Below are 16,999 nucleotides of genomic sequence, written 5' to 3'. Positions count from 1 at the left end.
CGTAGCTCCCGCTTCGGCGGCTCGCGGTTCGGTGGCTCGGGCGGCTCGGGTGGCTCACGGTCCGGAGGGTCGCGGTCGCGTGGCTCCGGCGGGGGGCTGTTCGGCGGCTCCGGCGGCTCCGGCGGCGGTTCGCGGTCCGGCGGCGGGCTCTTCGGCGGGTCCGGTGGCGGGTCGCGGTCCGGCGGGTCCGGTGGAGGGTCGCGGTCCGGTGGGTCGCGTCCCAGCGGCGGGGCCCGGCCGTCAGGGCCGCGGATCTTCGGCTCCGACGAGCCGTCCTCCCGTACCGCTGAGGCGCCGCCGCTCTGGCTGCGCAGCAGCGGCAACGGCGGCGGCTCCGGCGGCGCAAGCCCCTCCGTCCCCTTCTGGCTCAAACCGAGCAACCCGGACAAGGACTGATACATGGCGCAGCCAGGTGACCGGCGGGGGGTGGCCTTCGCCGCCATCGCCGTGGTCTTGGCGGCGGTTGGCCTCTACCTGACGCTCTGGTCCGATCCGCCCGAGCCCGAGCCGGCCGAGCCGGAGGCCCGGGCCACCAGCGCCGCCGTGGCGTCCAGCACGCCGCTGGCGACGGCGAGCGACGAGCCGTTCGACGTGTACGCGTACCTGCCGATGACCGAGGAGCAACTCGCCGCGGCGGCCGACCTCGCCGAGCGGTTCACCGCCGAGTACGGCACCTTCCGCTACGACGAGGACGCTGCGGCCTACGCGGCGCGGCTCAAGGCGTACACCACCGCCGAGCTCGGCAACACGCTGGCCCGCACCCGGACGTCGGCGGGCACCGTCGAGGAGGAGCGCGACGACCAGCTGGTCTCCACGGCCACGGCGCGGCTGAAGGAGATCAGGCAGGTCGAGAGGAGCTCCATCGTCTTCGTCGTCACCGCGACCCGCCAGATCGACTCCAACAGCTCCGACCAGGCCGTCACCGAGGACTACGCGGTCACGGTGAGCCAGCTCGGATCCGATTGGCGCATCTACGACATCCTGCCGGCCACCGAGGGCCAGGAGGGAGACACCTCGGGTTGAGACTCTCACCGACGCGCCTCGCCGTGCTGATCGGCGTGGCCGGGGCGCTCCTGCTCGTGGCGGTCATCGTCTCGCCGATGCTGCTGATCTCGATGCCGTCGTTCCTCAACAACGGCGGCACGGCCGTCGACTGCGACGACACCGCGCAGGTGGAGGAGGCCTCCGACTCGGCGGCCTCCGACATCCCGTCCGAGTACCTGGAGCTGTACCAGGAGTACGGCGAGCGGATCGGCGTCCAGTGGAACATCCTGGCCGCCGTGGGCAAGCGCGAGACCGACCACGGCCGCTCCAGCCTGCCGGGCGTCAAGAGCGGCACCAACCACGCCGGCGCCGCAGGGCCGATGCAGTTCCTCATCTCCACGTGGGGCGGCAAGGCCAGAGTCCCGATGTCGTCGACGTTCAACGGGTACGCCTCCGACGGTGACGGCGACGGCGTGGGCGACGTCTACAACCCCGCCGACGCCATCCTGGGCGCCGCGAAGATGCTCAAGCGCAACGGCGCCCCCGAGAACGTGCGCCGCGCGTTGTTCGTCTACAACCGCGCCTGGTGGTACGTCGACCAGGTCGAGGAGATCGCCCGCACCTACGCCCAGTCGGGCGAGGTCGAGGTGCCGCCGCAGGCGTCGGAGGAGTGCGACGAACCGCTGGTCGACGCCGCGCCGAGCGACGTCGTGGCCAAGATTCTGGCGTACGCGCTGGAGCAGCGCGGCAAGCCGTACCTGTGGGGCGGCACCGGGCCCGACGCGTTCGACTGCTCGGGGGTCATCTACGCGGCCTACCGGGAGGCGGGGCTGTCGATCCCGCGTACGACGTTCGGGCAGTGGCCGTTCGGCGTGAAGGTGTTAGAAGGGCAGGAGCAGCCCGGAGACCTGGTGTTCTTCAATTCCGGGCCGGGGACGTCCCCCGACAACCCCGGACATGTCGGGCTGGTCGTGTCGAAGGGCAAGATGCTGGAGGCACGCTGCCGGCTGTGCGGGCCCATCAAGGTCACGAGCTACGAGTCGCGTACGAACCGGGTGGGCTTCACCCGTCCCCTGCAGAACCCCGATGTTCAGGAGCAGCTGAAGAGGCTGCAGAATTCCACGCTATGAGGACAGTCACCACATGAGCGCGGTCGTGGTCGTGGCCGCAGTGATCGTCGCCTCCGGCGGGCGGGTGCTGGCGGCGCAGCGCGCCGAGCCGGCCGCGCTCGCCGGTGGCTGGGAGTTTCCCGGCGGCAAGGTCGATCCTGGCGAGGGCGAGGAGGCGGCGCTCGTGCGGGAGTGCCGGGAGGAGCTCGGCGTGGAGATCGCCGTGGGCGAACGCGTCGGCGACGACTGGCCGCTCGCCGACGGGTACGTCATGCGTGTCTGGTTGTGCTCCCTGGCCTCGGGCACGCCGCAGGCCCGCGAGCACCTGGCGTTGCGGTGGCTGGGGCCGGGGGAGTACTACTCCGTGGACTGGCTCGGAGCTGATCTTCCGGTCATGAAGACGGTCGAGAATCTCCTCGTCCGCGACTAGGGCATTAGGATTGGGTCGTGCCTCTCTGTGACACAATGGTTACTCCATGTGATTTGTCGCAGCGGGGGAGCTGGAATGATGCGGCGTGGCTGGATCATTGCCGGGGCCCTGATTCTGGCGGCGGTTCCCTCTGTTCCGTGGGCGGCGACGGGGGTTTCGCTGGTGCTCGAGCGGGAGAACGGAGCCGAGGGCACCGGAAAATGGGTCAGGACCGGCGATGTGCAGCGCTTCAGGGTGCGCCTGAACGGGATGGGCCGTGGAGCCAAGGTCGCGGTGGCGGCCAACCCGGCGGAGGCGCTGGGTGAGGTGTCCTGCGTACCGGCGGGCGGTGATCCGGGCCTTGGGGCCGGAGCAGGCGCTGGTGCTGTCACGGGTGCCGATGGCGGTCCCGGCAGTGACCTCGGTAGTGACCTCGCTGGTGGTCTCGGTGGCGGTGCGACCGGGGTTCCTGGCGCCGCTGCTGTGACAGAGGCCGGTTTCGGGCGTGCGGAGAGCGGGCTGGCCGCGCAGGCCCTCACCGCCGTGGGCATGCCGACTACGGCGGAGGCGCTGACCGCCGCACAGGCACCTGCTGCCGGGGGCACGCCGGTTGCCGAGGGGACGCCTCCCGCGGGCGTACAGGCTGCCGTGGAGGCGCCCGTCGCGGGGGGAACGGCTACTGCGGTGGAGGCCCCGGCCGGGGCGGGAACGTCGGGCGCGGTGGAGGCGCCGGCCGCCGCTGGCGAGTCGGCCGCGGTGGGCGGTGGGCCGACCGGAGCGCGGGTGTGCCGGCTGGGGAACATCAGCGGCGAGCGGGCCGTGGACGTCACGGTGACCGCGCCCGCCGGGGCCGAGGAAGTGGTGCTCGCGGCGGTGGCCAGGATGCGCTCCGCCTCGGACGGCGGGCTGACCACGATGAGCAGGATCGCCGCCCTGACCGTCCAGAAGCTCGATGCCGGCACGACCGACCCGGCGCAGACAGGCGCCTCCACGAACGCGACCGGTACCGCCACCGGGCAACTGACGGGCGTCGTCGTCCCACGCTCGGCCACCATCGGCGCGCGCCCGCCCGCCGCCGGTACGGGCTCGCCGTCCGCTGGTACGCGCCGGCCCGCTGCCGGGACCGGTCCGTCCGGCTCAGGGAGGCCCGCCGCCGGAACGCGGCCCCTTGTCCGTACGGATGCGGACGGGCGGCCCGTTGGGGTCGGTGTTGTGGGGGGAGTCTCCGGTCAGGCGGATGCCGAGGGTGCTTCGGCTCAGGACGGTGTCGGGGGAACGCCGGTTGTGGAGGTTCCCGACAGGCTGGGCGTGGCCCACGTCGATCCTGACGGCGGCGGAGCAGTGGATGAGCGGCGGGTCGCGCGGGTCGAAGCCGTGGAGCGCCGGCCTGGGCAGGCCGATGGCGGAGGACGGGCCGACGGAGTCGGGCGAGTGCTCGCGCAGGGGCCTGGGCAAGGTGGAGCCGACGCCTCCGCCGGGGTTTCGCCGCAGACTCTGTCCGACGCGCCGCGTGCCGTGGGAGGCCGGCCGCGAGTGACCGGCCAGCAAGGCGCCAAGCCGGGTGCGGCGACCGGTCAGGCTGGTACGAGCAGCAGTCAGCAGGGAGCCGCGGGTCAGCCGGGTGTCGCTGGGGGGCAGCCTGGTGTGGCGGGCCAGCCGGGTGTCACCGCGGGGCAGCCTGGTGCGGCCGGTCAGCCGGGGGCGGCCACAGGGCAGCCCGGCGTTGCCGGTCAGCCGGGTGTCAGCAGTGGGCAGCCCGGTGTGGCGGGCCAGCCGGGTGTCACCAGTGGGCAGCCCGGTGTGGCGGGCCAGCCGGGGGGCGTGCCCGGTGTGGCGGGGCAAGTGCCTGGTGGGGTGCAGTTGCCGGCTACCGGTGGGGGGATTGCCGCGTTCCAGGGGGAAGGTGCCGGAAGTGAGGCGCCGTTGCCTTGGGAGCTGGCCACGTCCGCCAGGCCCGTAAGGGATGGTGAAAGCGTGAGCCTGGTCGAAGGGCAGCGCGGGATGTTCATGGTCGCGGGGGGAGTCGGCGTGCTGATGGCGACCCTGTGGATCATTGGCACGGTACAACGAGGCCGTAACCGGAAAAAGGTGCTGTAAAGGAGGCTTTACTGTTGCTTTTCCCCGACTAGTATTCCCTTGACCAAGGTTCCGGGACTACGCGGAGGACACCGGTGGCACGCAGGAGAGCGACAGCCGTGTCCGCTGTCGTCCTGGCGCTCGGCCTGACCGGCGTGGCGGTGACGCCGTTCGTCATGCAGAGTGCTAGCGCCGCGGTGGCGCTGGACCCCGTCCCGCCCTGTGACGTCGGCGAGGTCTGCGACATCGTCCCCGAGACGACCGTCACGGTCACCACGACCCTCGGCTCGCCGACGGTCGAAGGCCCGGAAGACCAGGAGCATCCGGAGACGACGATCACCAAGACCGTCACCGCGACTCCGAGCTCGACCCCGACGAAGACCACCAGGTCTCCGAAGCCGACGAAGACCACCAGCTCCCCCGCGACCCCGCCGCCGGCCATCACACAGAACCCGCAGCCGCTGCCCACCCAGTCCGCCGAGGTCCCGGTGGTGCCGACCACGCCCACCCCGGAGCAGTCGGTCGAGATGCCGGCCATCGCGCCGAGCGAGACCATCCCGCCGGTCGTGCCGAGCGAGACGCAGGTCGCCTCCTCCGAGGAGGTGCCGCTGGAGCTGCGCAACGCGGCGCCCGAGTACGACCAGCGGGCCATGGCGCAGCAGCTCAGCATCCCGGCGCTGGTGCTGGTGCTGCTCGCGCTCTTCGCCGTGCTGATCTTCGAGGGACGGCTGCGCCGCATGGCCCACGCGGCCGCCGTACGGAAGGCGGGCCCGCAGCTGGGGCGGCCGGACATGCCTCCGGCGGGCGGTTACCCGGCAGGGCCCGGGTACGCCTCGGCCGGCTTCCCGTCGCCCGGCTACCCGGGCGGGACGGCGTACGCGCCGATCATCAGTTTCGTGCCGGTGCAGACCTATCCGAGCGGCCAGCCCGGCTACGGCCCGGGCTACCCGGAGCCGAGCGCGCCGTACCCGCCCCAGGGGTACGGACAGGAGCCGCCCACGCCGCCGGAGCCTGTGGTGCTGCGTCCGGAGGAGTTCGTCTCCACCAACGAGCCGCCCGAGCCGCCCGGGGCGACCCGCGAGCCGGACGAGCCGGCGCGTGAGCGGAGTCTGTTCGAGCCGGTGATCGCCCCGGAGCCGCTCCCGGGCGACATCCCGCCGGGCGGCGCCGACCCGTACGAGGGGCCGGTGCCGCCGCTCGGCCCCGCCTCGGCCGCGGAGGCGGGCGACGCGGAGCCCTGGATGGAACCGGGCTCGCTGTTCACCCCGAAGAAGCCCGTTTCGGACGACCCCGGCGAGGGATACGAGCCGCCGCCGTACCTGCCGCCCGACGTGGAGGCGACGGCCGTGCAGCCGCTGCCCGTGACCGAGGAGCAACCGCAGCCCGGCGGCAGGCGCAAGGGCTCGCGCCGCAAGAAGTAGCCGCACCCGGACAGCATGGCGGGGGCCGGTCGTCACGACCGGCCCCCGCCGTTGCGTTTCACGCGGCTACTTGCGCCTGAAGATCTTGTCGCCGAGCCAGACCAGCGGGTCGTACTTGCGGTCGACCACGCGTTCCTTCATCGGGATCAGCGCGTTGTCGGTGATCTTGATGTGTTCGGGGCACACCTCGGTGCAGCACTTGGTGATGTTGCAGTAGCCGAGCCCGTGCTCCTCCTGCGCCGCCTCCTGCCGGTCGGCCACGTCGTACGGGTGCATGTCAAGCTCGGCGATCCGCATGAGGAAGCGCGGACCGGAGAAGTTGGTCTTGTTCTCCTCGTGGTCGCGGATCACGTGGCAGACGTTGTTGCACATGAAGCACTCGATGCACTTGCGGAACTCCTGGGACCGCTCGACGTCGACCTGCTTCATCCGGTATTCGCCCGGCCGGACGCCGGCCGGCGGCGTGAAGGACGGGATCTCCCGGGCCTTCTGGTAGTTGTACGACACGTCGGTGACGAGGTCCTTGATGACGGGGAACGTCCGCATCGGGGTGACCGTGATGGTCTCGTCCTCGTCGAAGGTGGACATGCGCGTCATGCAGCCGAGCCGGGGCTTGCCGTTGATCTCCATGCTGCACGAGCCGCACTTGCCCGCCTTGCAGTTCCAGCGCACCGCGAGGTCGGGCGCCTGGGTGGCCTGGAGGCGGTGGATGATGTCGAGGACGACCTCGCCCTCGTTGACCTCCACGGTGAAGTCCTCGAGCCTGCCCTCGCCGCCCTCACCGCGCCAGACCTTGAACTTTGCCTTGTAGCTCATGACTTCGCTATCCCGTCGAACTCGGCCATCTCTTCGTCGGTGAGGTACTTCGTCAGCTCGTCCCGGTCGAACAGCGTGATGAGGTCGTCGCGCATCTGCTGCTGCGCCTTCTCCTCCACCTTGACGGCGGAGCCGTCGCCCAGGGAGCAGAGGAGCAGCTTGCGGCGCCACTTCGGGTCCATCGCCGGGAAGTCGTCGCGCGTGTGGCCGCCGCGGCTCTCTTCGCGCATGAGCGCGGCGCGCGCCACGCATTCCGACACCAACACCATGTTGCGCAGGTCGATCGCGAGATGCCAACCCGGGTTGTAGACGGCGGAACCGGCCGCCCCGACCATCTTGACGCGTTCCTTGAGTTTCTCGACGACCTGCAGGGCCTCGGAGACCTCCTCGGCCTTGCGGATGATGCCGACCAGGTCGTTCATCGTCCGCTGGAGCTCGTGGTGCACCTCGTACGGGTTGTCGCCGCTGCGGCCGAGCGGCGCGAGGGCCTCCTGCCGCGCGGACTCCACCTGCTCCGGGAGCACCTTGGGGCGGCCGGCCAGCTCGTCGACGTACGCCGCCGCGCCCGCGCCCGCCCGGCGGCCGAAGACCAGCAGGTCGGACAGCGAGTTGCCGCCCAGCCGGTTGGAGCCGTGCATGCCGCCGGACACCTCGCCGGCCGCGAACAGACCGGGCACGGCCGCCGCGCCGGTGTCGGCGTCGACCTCGACGCCGCCCATGACGTAGTGGCAGGTCGGACCCACCTGCATGGGCTCGGCGGTGATGTCGACGTCGGCCAGCTCCTTGAACTGGTGGTGCATCGACGGCAGCCGCCGCTTGATCTCCTCGGCGGGCAGCCGGGTGGAGACGTCGAGGAAGACGCCGCCCTGCGGGGATCCGCGCCCGGCCTTCACCTCGGCGTTGATCGCGCGGGCCACCTCGTCACGCGGCAGCAGCTCCGGCGGGCGCCGGTTGTTGGCCTGGTCGGTGTACCAGCGGTCGGCCTCCTCCTCGGTGGTGGCGTACTGGTGCTTGAACACCTCGGGGATGTAGTCGAACATGAAGCGCTTGCCCTCGGAGTTGCGCAGCACGCCGCCGTCACCGCGTACGGACTCGGTGACGAGGATGCCGCGCACGGAGGGCGGCCAGACCATCCCGGTGGGGTGGAACTGGATGAACTCCATGTTGATGAGGTTCGCGCCGGCGAGCAGGGCCAGGGCGTGGCCGTCTCCGGTGTACTCCCAGGAGTTGGAGGTGACGACGTACGACTTGCCGATGCCGCCGGTCGCGAGGACCACCGCGGGAGCATCGAAAAGCACGAAATTTCCGGACTCGCGCCAGTAGCCGAACGCGCCCGAGATCCGGTCGCCGTCCTTGAGCAGCCGGGTGACCGTGCACTCGGCGAAGACCTTGATGTAGGCCTCGTAGTCGCCGTGCGTCTCGTGGTCCTCCTGCTGGAGCGCGACGACGCGCTGCTGCAGGGTGCGGATCATCTCCAGGCCGGTACGGTCGCCCACGTGTGCGAGCCGCGGGTACTCGTGCCCGCCGAAGTTCCGCTGGCTGATCTTGCCGTCTTTGGTGCGGTCGAACAGCGCGCCCCAGGCCTCGAGCTCCCAGACCCGGTCGGGCGCCTCCTTGGCGTGCAGCTCGGCCATCCGCCAGTTGTTCAGGAACTTGCCGCCCCGCATGGTGTCACGGAAGTGCACCATCCAGTTGTCGTCCGGGTTGACGTTGCCCATCGCCGCGGCGGCGCCGCCCTCGGCCATGACGGTGTGCGCCTTGCCGAACAGCGACTTGCAGACGATCGCCGTCCTCTTGCCCTGCTGGCGGGCCTCGATCGCGGCCCGCAGCCCGGCGCCGCCGGCGCCGATGACGACGACGTCGTATTCGTGACGCTCTGTGTTGTGCGTGTTTTCCACTGAAGCTGGTCCTTACGCGTACGGGAAGGCGATGATGCCCTTGGCCACCATGCGGACGTAGAAGTCGGCGCCCATGACCGAGAACATCGAGGCCCACGCGAGGGGTTGGTGCTTGGCGTTGAGCTTGGAGACGAACGTCCAGGCCCGGTACCGCAGCGGGTGGCGGGAGAAGTGGTTGAGCCTGCCTGCGGTGATGTGCCGGCAGGAGTGGCACGACAGCGTGTAGGCGTTGATCAGGACGGCGTTGGCGATCAGGATCCAGGACCCCAGGCCGAGCGGCTTGTGCACGACCGCGAGCACGGCGTCGTAGGCCAGGACGAGGCCGATGACGATGGCCGCGTAGAAGAAGTACCGGTGGACGTTCTGGATGATCAGCGGGAACCGCCGCTCACCGGTGTACTTCCCGTGGGGCTCCTGCACGGCGCACGCGGGCGGCGACAGCCAGAACGAGCGGTAGTAGGACTTGCGGTAGTAGTAGCACGTCAGCCGGAAACCGCCGGGCAGCGCCAGGATGAGCAGCCCCGGTGACAGCGTGTACCAGTCGCCGATCGGCGCCCATCCGAACAGCTGAGCCCCCTCGGGGCAGGTCGCCGCGGCCAGACAGGGCGAGGCGAACGGGGCGATGTAGGGCTCGACGAAGATGCTGTTGTCGATGATCGCCCATACACCGTAGACGAGGAACGAGCTGAGCCCGAGGAATGTCAGGAACGGGACCAGCCACCATCTGTCTGTGCGCAGGGTGCGCACTTTGACCTGCGCACGCTGCCTTCTCATCGGGGCTTCGGGCGTCGTCTGGGTCATCGCGGACCTCTCCACCTCCCGCGGACCCGTCGCGCAGGGGGTCCGTGGTGTCGTTTCGCTGGGCGCGCTCACGGCCGGATCCGCACGGGCGCGCGTTGGTGGGGGATACGTTACGACGACAGGATCGAAATTTGTGAGCGACGTCACTCACTTTTTCGATGACTGGCTGTGATTCCTGTCACGTACGTGCTCAAGCCCGATTCCCATGAACGGGCAACTTAACCACAGTGACGAAAAAATTATCTATCTGACGGACAACTCGGATGAATTGCTCGAAATCTACGGGCTTGGAGACGTACGCGTTGGCATGCAGCCGATAGCTGTGCAGGATGTCCTCCTCGGCCTGAGACGTCGTCAGGATGACCACGGGGATGGTCCGCAGGCCGACGTCGTCCTTGACCTCGCGCAGCACCTCCAGGCCGCCCATCCGGGGCAGGTTGAGGTCGAGCAGGATGAGGTCGGGGCGCGGCGCGTCGGCGTAGCCGCCCTCCCGGCGCAGGAACGCCATCGCCTGCTCGCCGTCGTTGACGACGCTCAGCCGGTTGCGCACCTTGTTCAGGTCGAACGCCTCCCGCGTCAGCAGGATGTCGCCCTGGTCGTCCTCCACCAGCAGCACCTCGATGGGCCGCCATTCGTTCGTCATCGGTCTCCCGCCGCCGGTAGGGTCCAGCGGAACGTCGCGCCCCGGCTCTCGGCCTCGCCGTCGAGCCACAGCTGTCCGCCGTGGTATTCGACGATCTTCCGGCAGAGTGCCAGTCCGATGCCAGTCCCCGGATAGACCTCCCGCGGGTGGAGGCGCTGGAAGATGAGGAAGATGCGGTCGGCGTACTTGGGCTCGACGCCGATGCCGTTGTCGGAGCAGCTGAACTCCCACATGTCGCCCGCGCGCCGGGCCCCGATGTGGATGCGTGGCGGCTCCTCGGAGCGGAATTTGATGGCGTTCTCGATGAGGTTCTGGAACAGCTGGGTGAGCTGCGTGGGGTTGCCGTCGACCTGGGGCAGCTCGTCCCTGGTGACGGTGGCCGAGGTGTCGTCGATGGCGGCCGAGAGGTTGTCGAGCGCCCGGTCCAGCACCGCGCCGGTCTCCGTGGGGGACCTGCCGCCGGTGACGCGGCCCACGCGGGAGAAGTCGAGCAGGTCGTTGATCAGCAGCTGCATGCGCTTGGCGCCGTCGACCGCGTAGTGGATGTACTGCCGGGCCCGGTCGTCGAGCTCGGGGGCGTAGCGCTGCTCCAGCATCTGCGTGAAGCTCGCGACCTTGCGCAGCGGCTCCTGCAGGTCGTGGCTGGCGACGTACGCGAACTGCTCCAGCTCGCTGTTGGACCTGCGCAGCTCCTCGGCCTGGTCGCTGGCCACCCGCCAGGCCGACACGATGCGGTCGCGCATGGAGTCGATGTGGCTGGACAGCTCCGCGAGCTCCGCCGGACGGTCGACGTGCAGGTCGCGGTCGAAGTCGCCGGCGGCCACCGCGCGGACCTGGTCGGTGAGCTGGTCGATGGGTTTCAGCACGGCGAAGCGGACGATGAAGATCAGCACGAGGCCGCAGGCGAGCAGCAGCCCGAACAGCACGAGCAGGGCCGTGTTGAGCCGGCCGATCTGCGCCGTCACCTCCGGCCGCGGGGCGAGGTCGAGGGTGTCGCCGATCATCGTCATGACGATCACGAACCCGCCCGCGAACGTCAGGCCCGCGAGCGTCCCGATGACCAGGAACCAGCGGACGACCGGCAGCCGGCCGACCCCCGTCGGCTCCTTCGGCGGCGGCAGCGGATGGATGCTCACGAACTCCTCCTGCGCAGCAGGACCACGGCCAGGTCGTCGCTCAGGGTGCCCACGTGGGTGATGAGCCGGTCGAGGTCGACGCCGCCCTGCCGGCGTACGAGGTCGACCAGGCCCTCGACGCCGAGCAGCTCCTCGCGTTCGCCCGCGGCGGCCTCGATCAGGCCGTCGGTGTAGAGCATCATCGTCCACTCCAGCCCCAAGGGCACGTCGATCATCCTCCACTCGGCGTCGGGGAAGATCCCCAGCGGCGGGCCCGAGGGCGTGCCGTCCACCACCTCGATCACGCCGTCGCGCACGAGCACCGGGGGAGGGTGCCCGACCACGCGCATGCGGGCGTGGGACAGGTCGGGGGAGATCGTGGCCGTGCACAGGGTGGTGAAGATCTCGGGGGCCTTGCGCTCGGCGCGCAGCAGGAGGTCGAGTGTACGCAGCAGCGTGTCGCCGGTCTGCCCGGCCAGCACCAGGGAGCGCCAGGCGATGCGCAGCGCCACGCCCAGCGCGGCCTCGTCGGGGCCGTGCCCGCACACGTCGCCGACCACGACGTGCACCGCGCCGTCGGGCGTCTGCACGGTGTCGAAGAAGTCGCCGGCCAGGGTGCCGCCGCTGCCCGGCAGATACCGGGTGAGGTGTTCGATGGCCTGCGTCCGCAGCAGCGGGCCGGGCAGCAGGGCGCTCTCCAGCCGGGCGTTCTCCTTGGCCGTCAGCTCCGCCTGGACGAGGCGGACATGGGCCAGGTCGGCGCGCTTGCGCTCCATCGCGTACCGGATCGACCTGGCCAGCAGCCGGGCGTCGATGTCCTGCTTGACGAGGTAGTCCTGGGCGCCCGACTGCACGGCAGAGACGCCCACGTGGACGTCGCGCAGGCCGGTCAGCACCAGCACGGCGGTGTGCGGGGCCAGCGCGAGCACCTCCTCCAGCGCCTCCAGGTGGCTGGCGTCAGGCAGGGAGAGGTCCACGAGGACGCACTGGATGTCGGCGGTGAGCTTGGACTTGGCCTCCTCGAGGCTGCGCGCACGGAAGATCTTGGGTGGCGCGACGGCCTGTTTGAGCAGCTCTTCGACGAGGAACGCGTCGCCGTCGTCGTCCTCGATGAGGAGCAGCGTCAGCGTTTCGGAGAGATTTGCCGTCACACGCGCCTCTTCGGGGGGTCGGAAGCCTTGATGGTCATTCTGCGATGAGTTCTACGCCTTGGGGAAGCGTGCCCTCGTGCCCAGCTTCTACGACAAAGGTGAGCAAGGTCTCCCGAAAGGCCTGCGCCGCTCTGGTGGGCTCGACATCCTTGCGGTGGGCGAGGGCGATCGTCCGGCTCAGCCCCGGCGGCGCCAGCGGCGTGCCCGACAGGCCGGGACGCCCGTCGAGCACCATCGACGGCACCACGGCCACGCCCAGGCCCGCCTCCACGAACCGCAGGACCGCGTCCATCTCCCCGCCCTGCACCGCGAACCGCGGCTCGAACCCGGCCTGGCGGCAGGCCGCCAGCGTGGCCTCGCGCAGGTCGTAGCCGCGCCGGAACATCACCATCTGCCGGCCGCGCAGGTCTTCGATGCGCAGGTACGGGCCCTTCACGTGCTCGTGGGAGGGCGTGACGACGACGAGGTTCTCCCGCAGGATCTCCTGCGTCGCCAGCGAGGGATCGTCGCTCTGCAGCGGCATGATGATCAGCGACAGGTCGAGCTGGCCCCGGGCCAGCGCCCTGACCAGGTCACGCGAGCCGCCCTCCTCCACCAGCAGCTCGATCCCGGGGTAGGCCCGGTGGAAGCGGGCCAGCGCGTCGGCCAGCAGCCCGGCGCAGAGCGACGGCGTGGCCCCGAGGCGTACGCGGCCGCGGCGCAGCCCGGCCAGCTGGGCGACCTCCTGGCGGGCGGTGTCGGCGTCGGCCAGGATGCGGCGGGCGAGCGGCAGCAGCGCCTCCCCGGCCGCGGTGAGGGTGACGTTGCCGCGCGCCCGGGAGAACAGCGGCGCGCCGAGGTCGGCCTCCAGGGCCTTGATCTGCTTGCTCAGGGACGGCTGCGCGACCCGCATGCGCTCGGCCGCCTGGGTGAAGTGCCTGCTCTCGGCGACCGCGACGAAGTACGCGAGCTGCTGCAACTGCATGTGATATTCCTCGCACCTGCGCGGCTTAAGGTCGGCATAAGGCCGCCCCGACCCACATCATAGCCTCAAGCTATCGAAACCAGACCTGTGATGACTTGGACGGATCAATGCTGGATATCTAGCGTCAGAAATCGTGACTGCCACGATAGAGCGCGGTTCCGCGACCGCGCCTGTTAACTCCCCCAAGAAGGCTCCAGCGCGGAAGAGGCCCGGCGGGTTCCTCGGCTCGTCGAACGGCAAGAAAGTCGTCATGGCCGTCACGGGCGCCGTGATGGTCCTCTTCCTCGTCGCCCATATGCTCGGCAACCTCAAGATCTTCTTTGGTCGCGACTCGTTCAACGAGTACGCGCACGCCCTGCGCACCCTGCTGGAGCCGATCGCCCCCTACCGCACGCTGCTGACGATCCTGGAGATCGTGCTGGTCGTGTCGGTCGTCATGCACATGTGGGCGGCCATCTCGCTGTCGCGCCGTGCCTCGCACGCCCGTCCGGTCAAGTACGTCGCCAAGAAGTCGCAGGCCAACGGCTACGCCACGCACATCATGCGGTTCGGCGGCGCGACGATCCTGCTCTTCGTCATCTGGCACCTGCTCGACCTGACCTTCGGCGTGGTCAACCCGGAGGGCTTCAACTCCACTCCCGCCGACCGGATGGTCTCCGGCTTCGACGCGTCCCGCTGGTGGGTCACGCTCATCTACGCGGTGGCCGTCGTCATGGTCGGCCTGCACCTGCGCCACGGCATCTGGAGCGCCTTCCAGACGCTCGGCTGGGCCAACCGCAACCGCTACCGCGCCCTGCGCGTCACCGCCGCCGCGGTCTCCGTGGTGCTCGTGGTCGGCTTCCTGGCTCCGCCCCTCGCGATCACGTTCGGAGTAATCAAGTGAAGTACACCGAAGGCCCCGAGATCCGGGACGCCAAGGCTCCCGAGGGCCCGATCGAGGGCCGCTGGGAGAAGCGCAAGTTCAGCGCCAGGCTGGTCAATCCGGCCAACAAGCGCAAGCTGCACGTGATCGTGGTCGGCACCGGCCTCGCGGGCGGCTCGGCCGCCGCGACGCTGGGCGAGCTGGGCTACAACGTCACGTCGTTCTGCTACCAGGACTCCCCGCGCCGCGCCCACTCCATCGCCGCCCAGGGCGGCATCAACGCCGCGAAGAACTACCGCGGCGACGGCGACAGCGTCTACCGCCTGTTCTACGACACCGTGAAGGGCGGCGACTTCCGCGCCCGCGAGTCGAACGTCTACCGCCTGGCCGAGGTCTCGGTGAACATCATCGACCAGGCCGTGGCGCAGGGCGTGCCGTTCGCCCGCGAGTACGGTGGCCTGCTCGACACCCGCTCCTTCGGCGGCGCCCAGGTCTCCCGTACCTTCTACGCCCGCGGCCAGACGGGCCAGCAGCTGCTGCTGGGGGCGTACCAGGCGCTGGAGCGGCAGATCGCGGCCGGGACCGTCACCATGCACACCCGGCACGAGATGCTCGACCTGATCGTCTCCGACGGCCGGGCGCGCGGTGTCATCGTGCGCGACATGGTGACCGGCGAGATCGAGCGCCACTTCGCGGACGCCGTGGTGCTCGCCACCGGCGGCTACGGCAACGTCTTCTTCCTGTCCACGAACGCCAAGGGCTGCAACACCACGGCGATCTGGCGGGCGCACGAGCGCGGCGCGTACTTCGCCAACCCCTGCTACACGCAGATCCACCCGACCTGCATCCCGGTGTCGGGCGAGTACCAGTCGAAGCTCACGCTCATGTCGGAGTCGCTGCGCAACGACGGCCGCGTCTGGGTGCCGCTGAAGAAGAACGACACCCGCGCACCCGGCGACATCCCGGAGGAGGAGCGCGACTACTACCTGGAGCGCATCTACCCGGCGTTCGGCAACCTCGTCCCGCGTGACATCGCCTCCCGCGCCGCCAAGAACGTCTGTGACGAGGGCCGCGGCGTCGGCCCCGGCGGGCTCGGCGTCTACCTCGACTTCCGCGACGCGATCAACCGCCTCGGCCGCGACGCCGTCGAGAAGAAGTACGGCAACCTCTTCGAGATGTACGAGCGCATCACCGGCGAGAACCCGTACGACGTGCCGATGCGCATCTACCCGGCCGTCCACTACACGATGGGCGGGCTGTGGGTCGACTACGACCTGCAGTCGACGATTCCCGGCCTGTTCGTCATCGGCGAGGCCAACTTCTCCGACCACGGCGCCAACCGCCTCGGCGCCTCCGCGCTGATGCAGGGCCTGGCCGACGGCTACTTCGTGCTGCCGACGACCATCGGCGACTACCTGGCCGACGGGCCGTTCGGCGACGTCGACGAGGAGGCCGTGGCCGAGGCCGAGATCAAGGTGCGTACCAAGATCGAGCGGCTGATGTCGGTGAACGGCACCCGTACCCCCGACTCCTTCCACCGCGAGCTCGGCAAGCTCATGTGGGACTACTGCGGCATGGAGCGCACCGAGGAGTCGTTGCGCAAGGCCCTGGAGCGCATCCCCGAGCTGCGCGAGGAGTTCTGGCAGAACGTCAAGGTGAGCGGCACCGCCGAGGAGCTGAACCAGGTGCTGGAGAAGGCCGGCCGCGTCGCCGACTTCTTCGACCTGGCCGAGCTCATGTGCCTCGACGCCCTGATCCGCACCGAGTCGTGCGGCGGCCACTTCCGGGCCGAGTCGCAGGACGCCGACGGCGAGGCCCTGCGCGACGACGAGAACTTCGCGCACGTCTCGGCCTGGGAGCGCACCCCGGACGGGCCCGTCCTGCACAAGGAACCGCTCGAGTACGAGTACGTCAAGATGACCCAGCGGAGCTACAAGTGAACCTGACCCTCAAGGTCTGGCGTCAGAGCGGACCCTCGGACGCGGGCCGGATGGTGACGTACCGCGTGGAGGACGTCTCCCCGGACATGTCCTTCCTCGAGATGCTCGACGTCCTGAACGAGCGTCTCATCCTGGAGGGCGACGACCCGATCGCCTTCGACCACGACTGCCGCGAGGGCATCTGCGGCATGTGCGGCATGGTCATCAACGGCGTGGCCCACGGCGAGCAGCGCGCGACGACGACGTGCCAGCTGCACATGCGCCACTTCGAGGACGACGCCACGATCACCATCGAGCCGTGGCGGGCGGCGCCGTTCCCGGTCGTGAAGGACCTGGTCGTCGACCGCAGCGCGTTCGACCGGATCATCCAGGCGGGCGGCTTCGTCTCGGTGCCGGCCGGTTCGGCCCCCGACGCGCACAGCATCCCGGTGCGCAAGGAGGACGCCGACGCGGCGTTCGACGCGGCCACCTGTATCGGCTGCGGCGCCTGCGTCGCGGCCTGCCCGAACGGCTCGGCCTCCCTGTTCACCGCCGCAAAGATCACCCACCTGAGCCTGGTGCCGCAGGGCCAGCCCGAGCGGCTGTCGCGGGCCAAGGCCATGGTGGACCAGATGGACGCCGAGGGCTTCGGCGGCTGCACCAACACCGGCGAGTGCACGGCGGTGTGCCCGAAGGGCATCCCGCTGGACGCCATCGCCCAGATGAACAGCGACTACCTGAAGGCCAACTCCAAGTAGTCCGGTTCCCCGCCCGGGTGCCCGCCTCCTCTCGCACGGAGGCGGGCACCCGGTTTTTCGTCGCGACCTGATT

17 protein-coding genes and 1 pseudogene are annotated in these 16,999 nt (G+C 70.1%); 10 read left to right on the top strand and 8 right to left on the bottom strand.

The genetic code is table 11. From position 1 onward, the window contains the following. The 5 genes and pseudogenes from E1286_RS49275 to E1286_RS47890 all read left to right on the top strand — a co-directional run. Nucleotides 1-396: pseudogene (locus E1286_RS49275) on the top strand (type IV secretion system protein); the annotation flags it as partial. Nucleotides 397-399: 3 nt separating this feature from the next. After that, a complete protein-coding gene (locus E1286_RS19670; protein ID WP_132614562.1) occupies nt 400-1,023 on the top strand; it encodes a hypothetical protein in 624 nt (207 codons plus the stop codon). Next, on the top strand, nt 1,020-2,114 hold the full coding sequence (locus E1286_RS19665) for a C40 family peptidase (protein ID WP_132614560.1): 1,095 nt from the start codon (nt 1,020-1,022) through the stop codon (nt 2,112-2,114). The genes E1286_RS19670 and E1286_RS19665 overlap by 4 nt, the downstream gene beginning before the upstream one ends. A 13-nt stretch (nt 2,115-2,127) precedes the next feature. Then, nucleotides 2,128-2,523 (top strand): (deoxy)nucleoside triphosphate pyrophosphohydrolase, encoded by a 396-nt coding sequence (locus E1286_RS19660; protein WP_132614558.1) that lies wholly within the window; start codon nt 2,128-2,130, stop codon nt 2,521-2,523. Between the two features lie 328 nt (nt 2,524-2,851). After that, complete coding sequence (locus E1286_RS47890; RefSeq protein WP_165969805.1) at nt 2,852-2,989, top strand: hypothetical protein; 138 nt, start codon at nt 2,852-2,854, stop codon at nt 2,987-2,989. Nucleotides 2,990-3,639: 650 nt separating this feature from the next. Here the strand turns inward: E1286_RS47890 and E1286_RS51300 are convergent. Beyond that, complete coding sequence (locus tag E1286_RS51300; protein ID WP_132614556.1) at nt 3,640-4,344, bottom strand: hypothetical protein; 705 nt, start codon at nt 4,342-4,344, stop codon at nt 3,640-3,642. 132 nt (nt 4,345-4,476) lie between these two features. Between E1286_RS51300 and E1286_RS51295 the strand changes: the two genes are divergently transcribed. Together E1286_RS51295 and E1286_RS19650 are read left to right on the top strand one after the other, a co-directional pair. After that, the gene (locus tag E1286_RS51295; protein WP_281282702.1) at nt 4,477-4,599 is read left to right on the top strand and encodes a hypothetical protein; all 123 of its coding nucleotides are present in this window, start codon (nt 4,477-4,479) and stop codon (nt 4,597-4,599) included. A gap of 98 nt (nt 4,600-4,697) precedes the next feature. Then, entirely contained in the window at nt 4,698-5,999 is a 1,302-nt protein-coding gene (locus E1286_RS19650) for a hypothetical protein (RefSeq protein WP_132614554.1), read from the top strand. 66 nt (nt 6,000-6,065) lie between these two features. Here E1286_RS19650 and E1286_RS19645 read toward each other — a convergent pair whose 3' ends face one another. The 7 genes from E1286_RS19645 to E1286_RS19615 all read right to left on the bottom strand — a co-directional run bounded on the left by E1286_RS19645 (nt 6,066) and on the right by E1286_RS19615 (nt 13,387). Then, entirely contained in the window at nt 6,066-6,815 is a 750-nt protein-coding gene (locus E1286_RS19645) for a succinate dehydrogenase/fumarate reductase iron-sulfur subunit (protein ID WP_132614553.1), read from the bottom strand. Further along, nucleotides 6,812-8,713: a fumarate reductase/succinate dehydrogenase flavoprotein subunit gene (locus E1286_RS19640; protein WP_132614551.1), complete on the bottom strand. Its 1,902-nt coding sequence runs from the start codon at nt 8,711-8,713 to the stop codon at nt 6,812-6,814. The genes E1286_RS19645 and E1286_RS19640 overlap by 4 nt, the downstream gene beginning before the upstream one ends. Nucleotides 8,714-8,725: 12 nt before the next feature. Continuing rightward, nucleotides 8,726-9,487, bottom strand: a complete 762-nt coding sequence (locus E1286_RS19635) for a hypothetical protein (RefSeq protein ID WP_425464763.1) — start codon at nt 9,485-9,487, stop codon at nt 8,726-8,728. 217 nt (nt 9,488-9,704) lie between these two features. After that, nucleotides 9,705-10,157: a response regulator gene (locus E1286_RS19630; protein ID WP_132614547.1), complete on the bottom strand. Its 453-nt coding sequence runs from the start codon at nt 10,155-10,157 to the stop codon at nt 9,705-9,707. Continuing rightward, complete coding sequence (locus tag E1286_RS19625) at nt 10,154-11,293, bottom strand: sensor histidine kinase (RefSeq protein WP_246074990.1); 1,140 nt, start codon at nt 11,291-11,293, stop codon at nt 10,154-10,156. Before E1286_RS19625 ends, E1286_RS19630 begins: the two co-directional genes overlap by 4 nt. Then, nucleotides 11,290-12,423 carry a PP2C family protein-serine/threonine phosphatase gene (locus E1286_RS19620; RefSeq protein WP_132614545.1) on the bottom strand — a complete coding sequence of 378 codons (1,134 nt, stop codon included), beginning with the start codon at nt 12,421-12,423 and terminating at the stop codon, nt 11,290-11,292. The genes E1286_RS19625 and E1286_RS19620 overlap by 4 nt, the downstream gene beginning before the upstream one ends. Nucleotides 12,424-12,457: 34 nt before the next feature. Beyond that, nucleotides 12,458-13,387 carry a LysR family transcriptional regulator gene (locus E1286_RS19615; protein ID WP_132614543.1) on the bottom strand — a complete coding sequence of 310 codons (930 nt, stop codon included), beginning with the start codon at nt 13,385-13,387 and terminating at the stop codon, nt 12,458-12,460. Between the two features lie 133 nt (nt 13,388-13,520). On the opposite strand from E1286_RS19615, the gene E1286_RS19610 reads away from it, so the two are divergent. The 3 genes from E1286_RS19610 to E1286_RS19600 are packed head-to-tail and all read left to right on the top strand — an operon-like array spanning nt 13,521 to nt 16,926. Continuing rightward, entirely contained in the window at nt 13,521-14,270 is a 750-nt protein-coding gene (locus tag E1286_RS19610) for a succinate dehydrogenase cytochrome b subunit (RefSeq protein WP_132614541.1), read from the top strand. Beyond that, on the top strand, nt 14,267-16,189 hold the full coding sequence (locus E1286_RS19605) for a fumarate reductase/succinate dehydrogenase flavoprotein subunit (RefSeq protein WP_132614539.1): 1,923 nt from the start codon (nt 14,267-14,269) through the stop codon (nt 16,187-16,189). The genes E1286_RS19610 and E1286_RS19605 overlap by 4 nt, the downstream gene beginning before the upstream one ends. Next, nucleotides 16,186-16,926 carry a succinate dehydrogenase/fumarate reductase iron-sulfur subunit gene (locus E1286_RS19600; protein ID WP_132614537.1) on the top strand — a complete coding sequence of 247 codons (741 nt, stop codon included), beginning with the start codon at nt 16,186-16,188 and terminating at the stop codon, nt 16,924-16,926. Before E1286_RS19605 ends, E1286_RS19600 begins: the two co-directional genes overlap by 4 nt. Nucleotides 16,927-16,999: the final 73 nt, after the last annotated feature.

The sequence above is a fragment of the Nonomuraea terrae genome, assembly GCF_004348995.1.
In the GTDB taxonomy this organism is placed as follows: Bacteria; Actinomycetota; Actinomycetes; order Streptosporangiales; family Streptosporangiaceae; genus Nonomuraea; species Nonomuraea terrae.
This window is presented reverse-complemented; position numbering and strand designations above follow the sequence as displayed.

Excerpts from the sequence above, each read along its gene's own strand:
- E1286_RS19660 (WP_132614558.1), top strand. The coding sequence starts at position 2,128 with ATGAGCGCGGTCGTGGTCGTGGCCGCAGTGATCGTCGCCTCCGGCGGG.
- E1286_RS19630 (WP_132614547.1), bottom strand. The coding sequence starts at position 10,157 with ATGACGAACGAATGGCGGCCCATCGAGGTGCTGCTGGTGGAGGACGAC.
- E1286_RS19635 (WP_425464763.1), bottom strand. The coding sequence starts at position 9,487 with ATGAGAAGGCAGCGTGCGCAGGTCAAAGTGCGCACCCTGCGCACAGAC.
- E1286_RS19670 (WP_132614562.1), top strand. The coding sequence starts at position 400 with ATGGCGCAGCCAGGTGACCGGCGGGGGGTGGCCTTCGCCGCCATCGCC.
- E1286_RS19615 (WP_132614543.1), bottom strand. The coding sequence starts at position 13,387 with ATGCAGTTGCAGCAGCTCGCGTACTTCGTCGCGGTCGCCGAGAGCAGG.
- E1286_RS19645 (WP_132614553.1), bottom strand. The coding sequence starts at position 6,815 with ATGAGCTACAAGGCAAAGTTCAAGGTCTGGCGCGGTGAGGGCGGCGAG.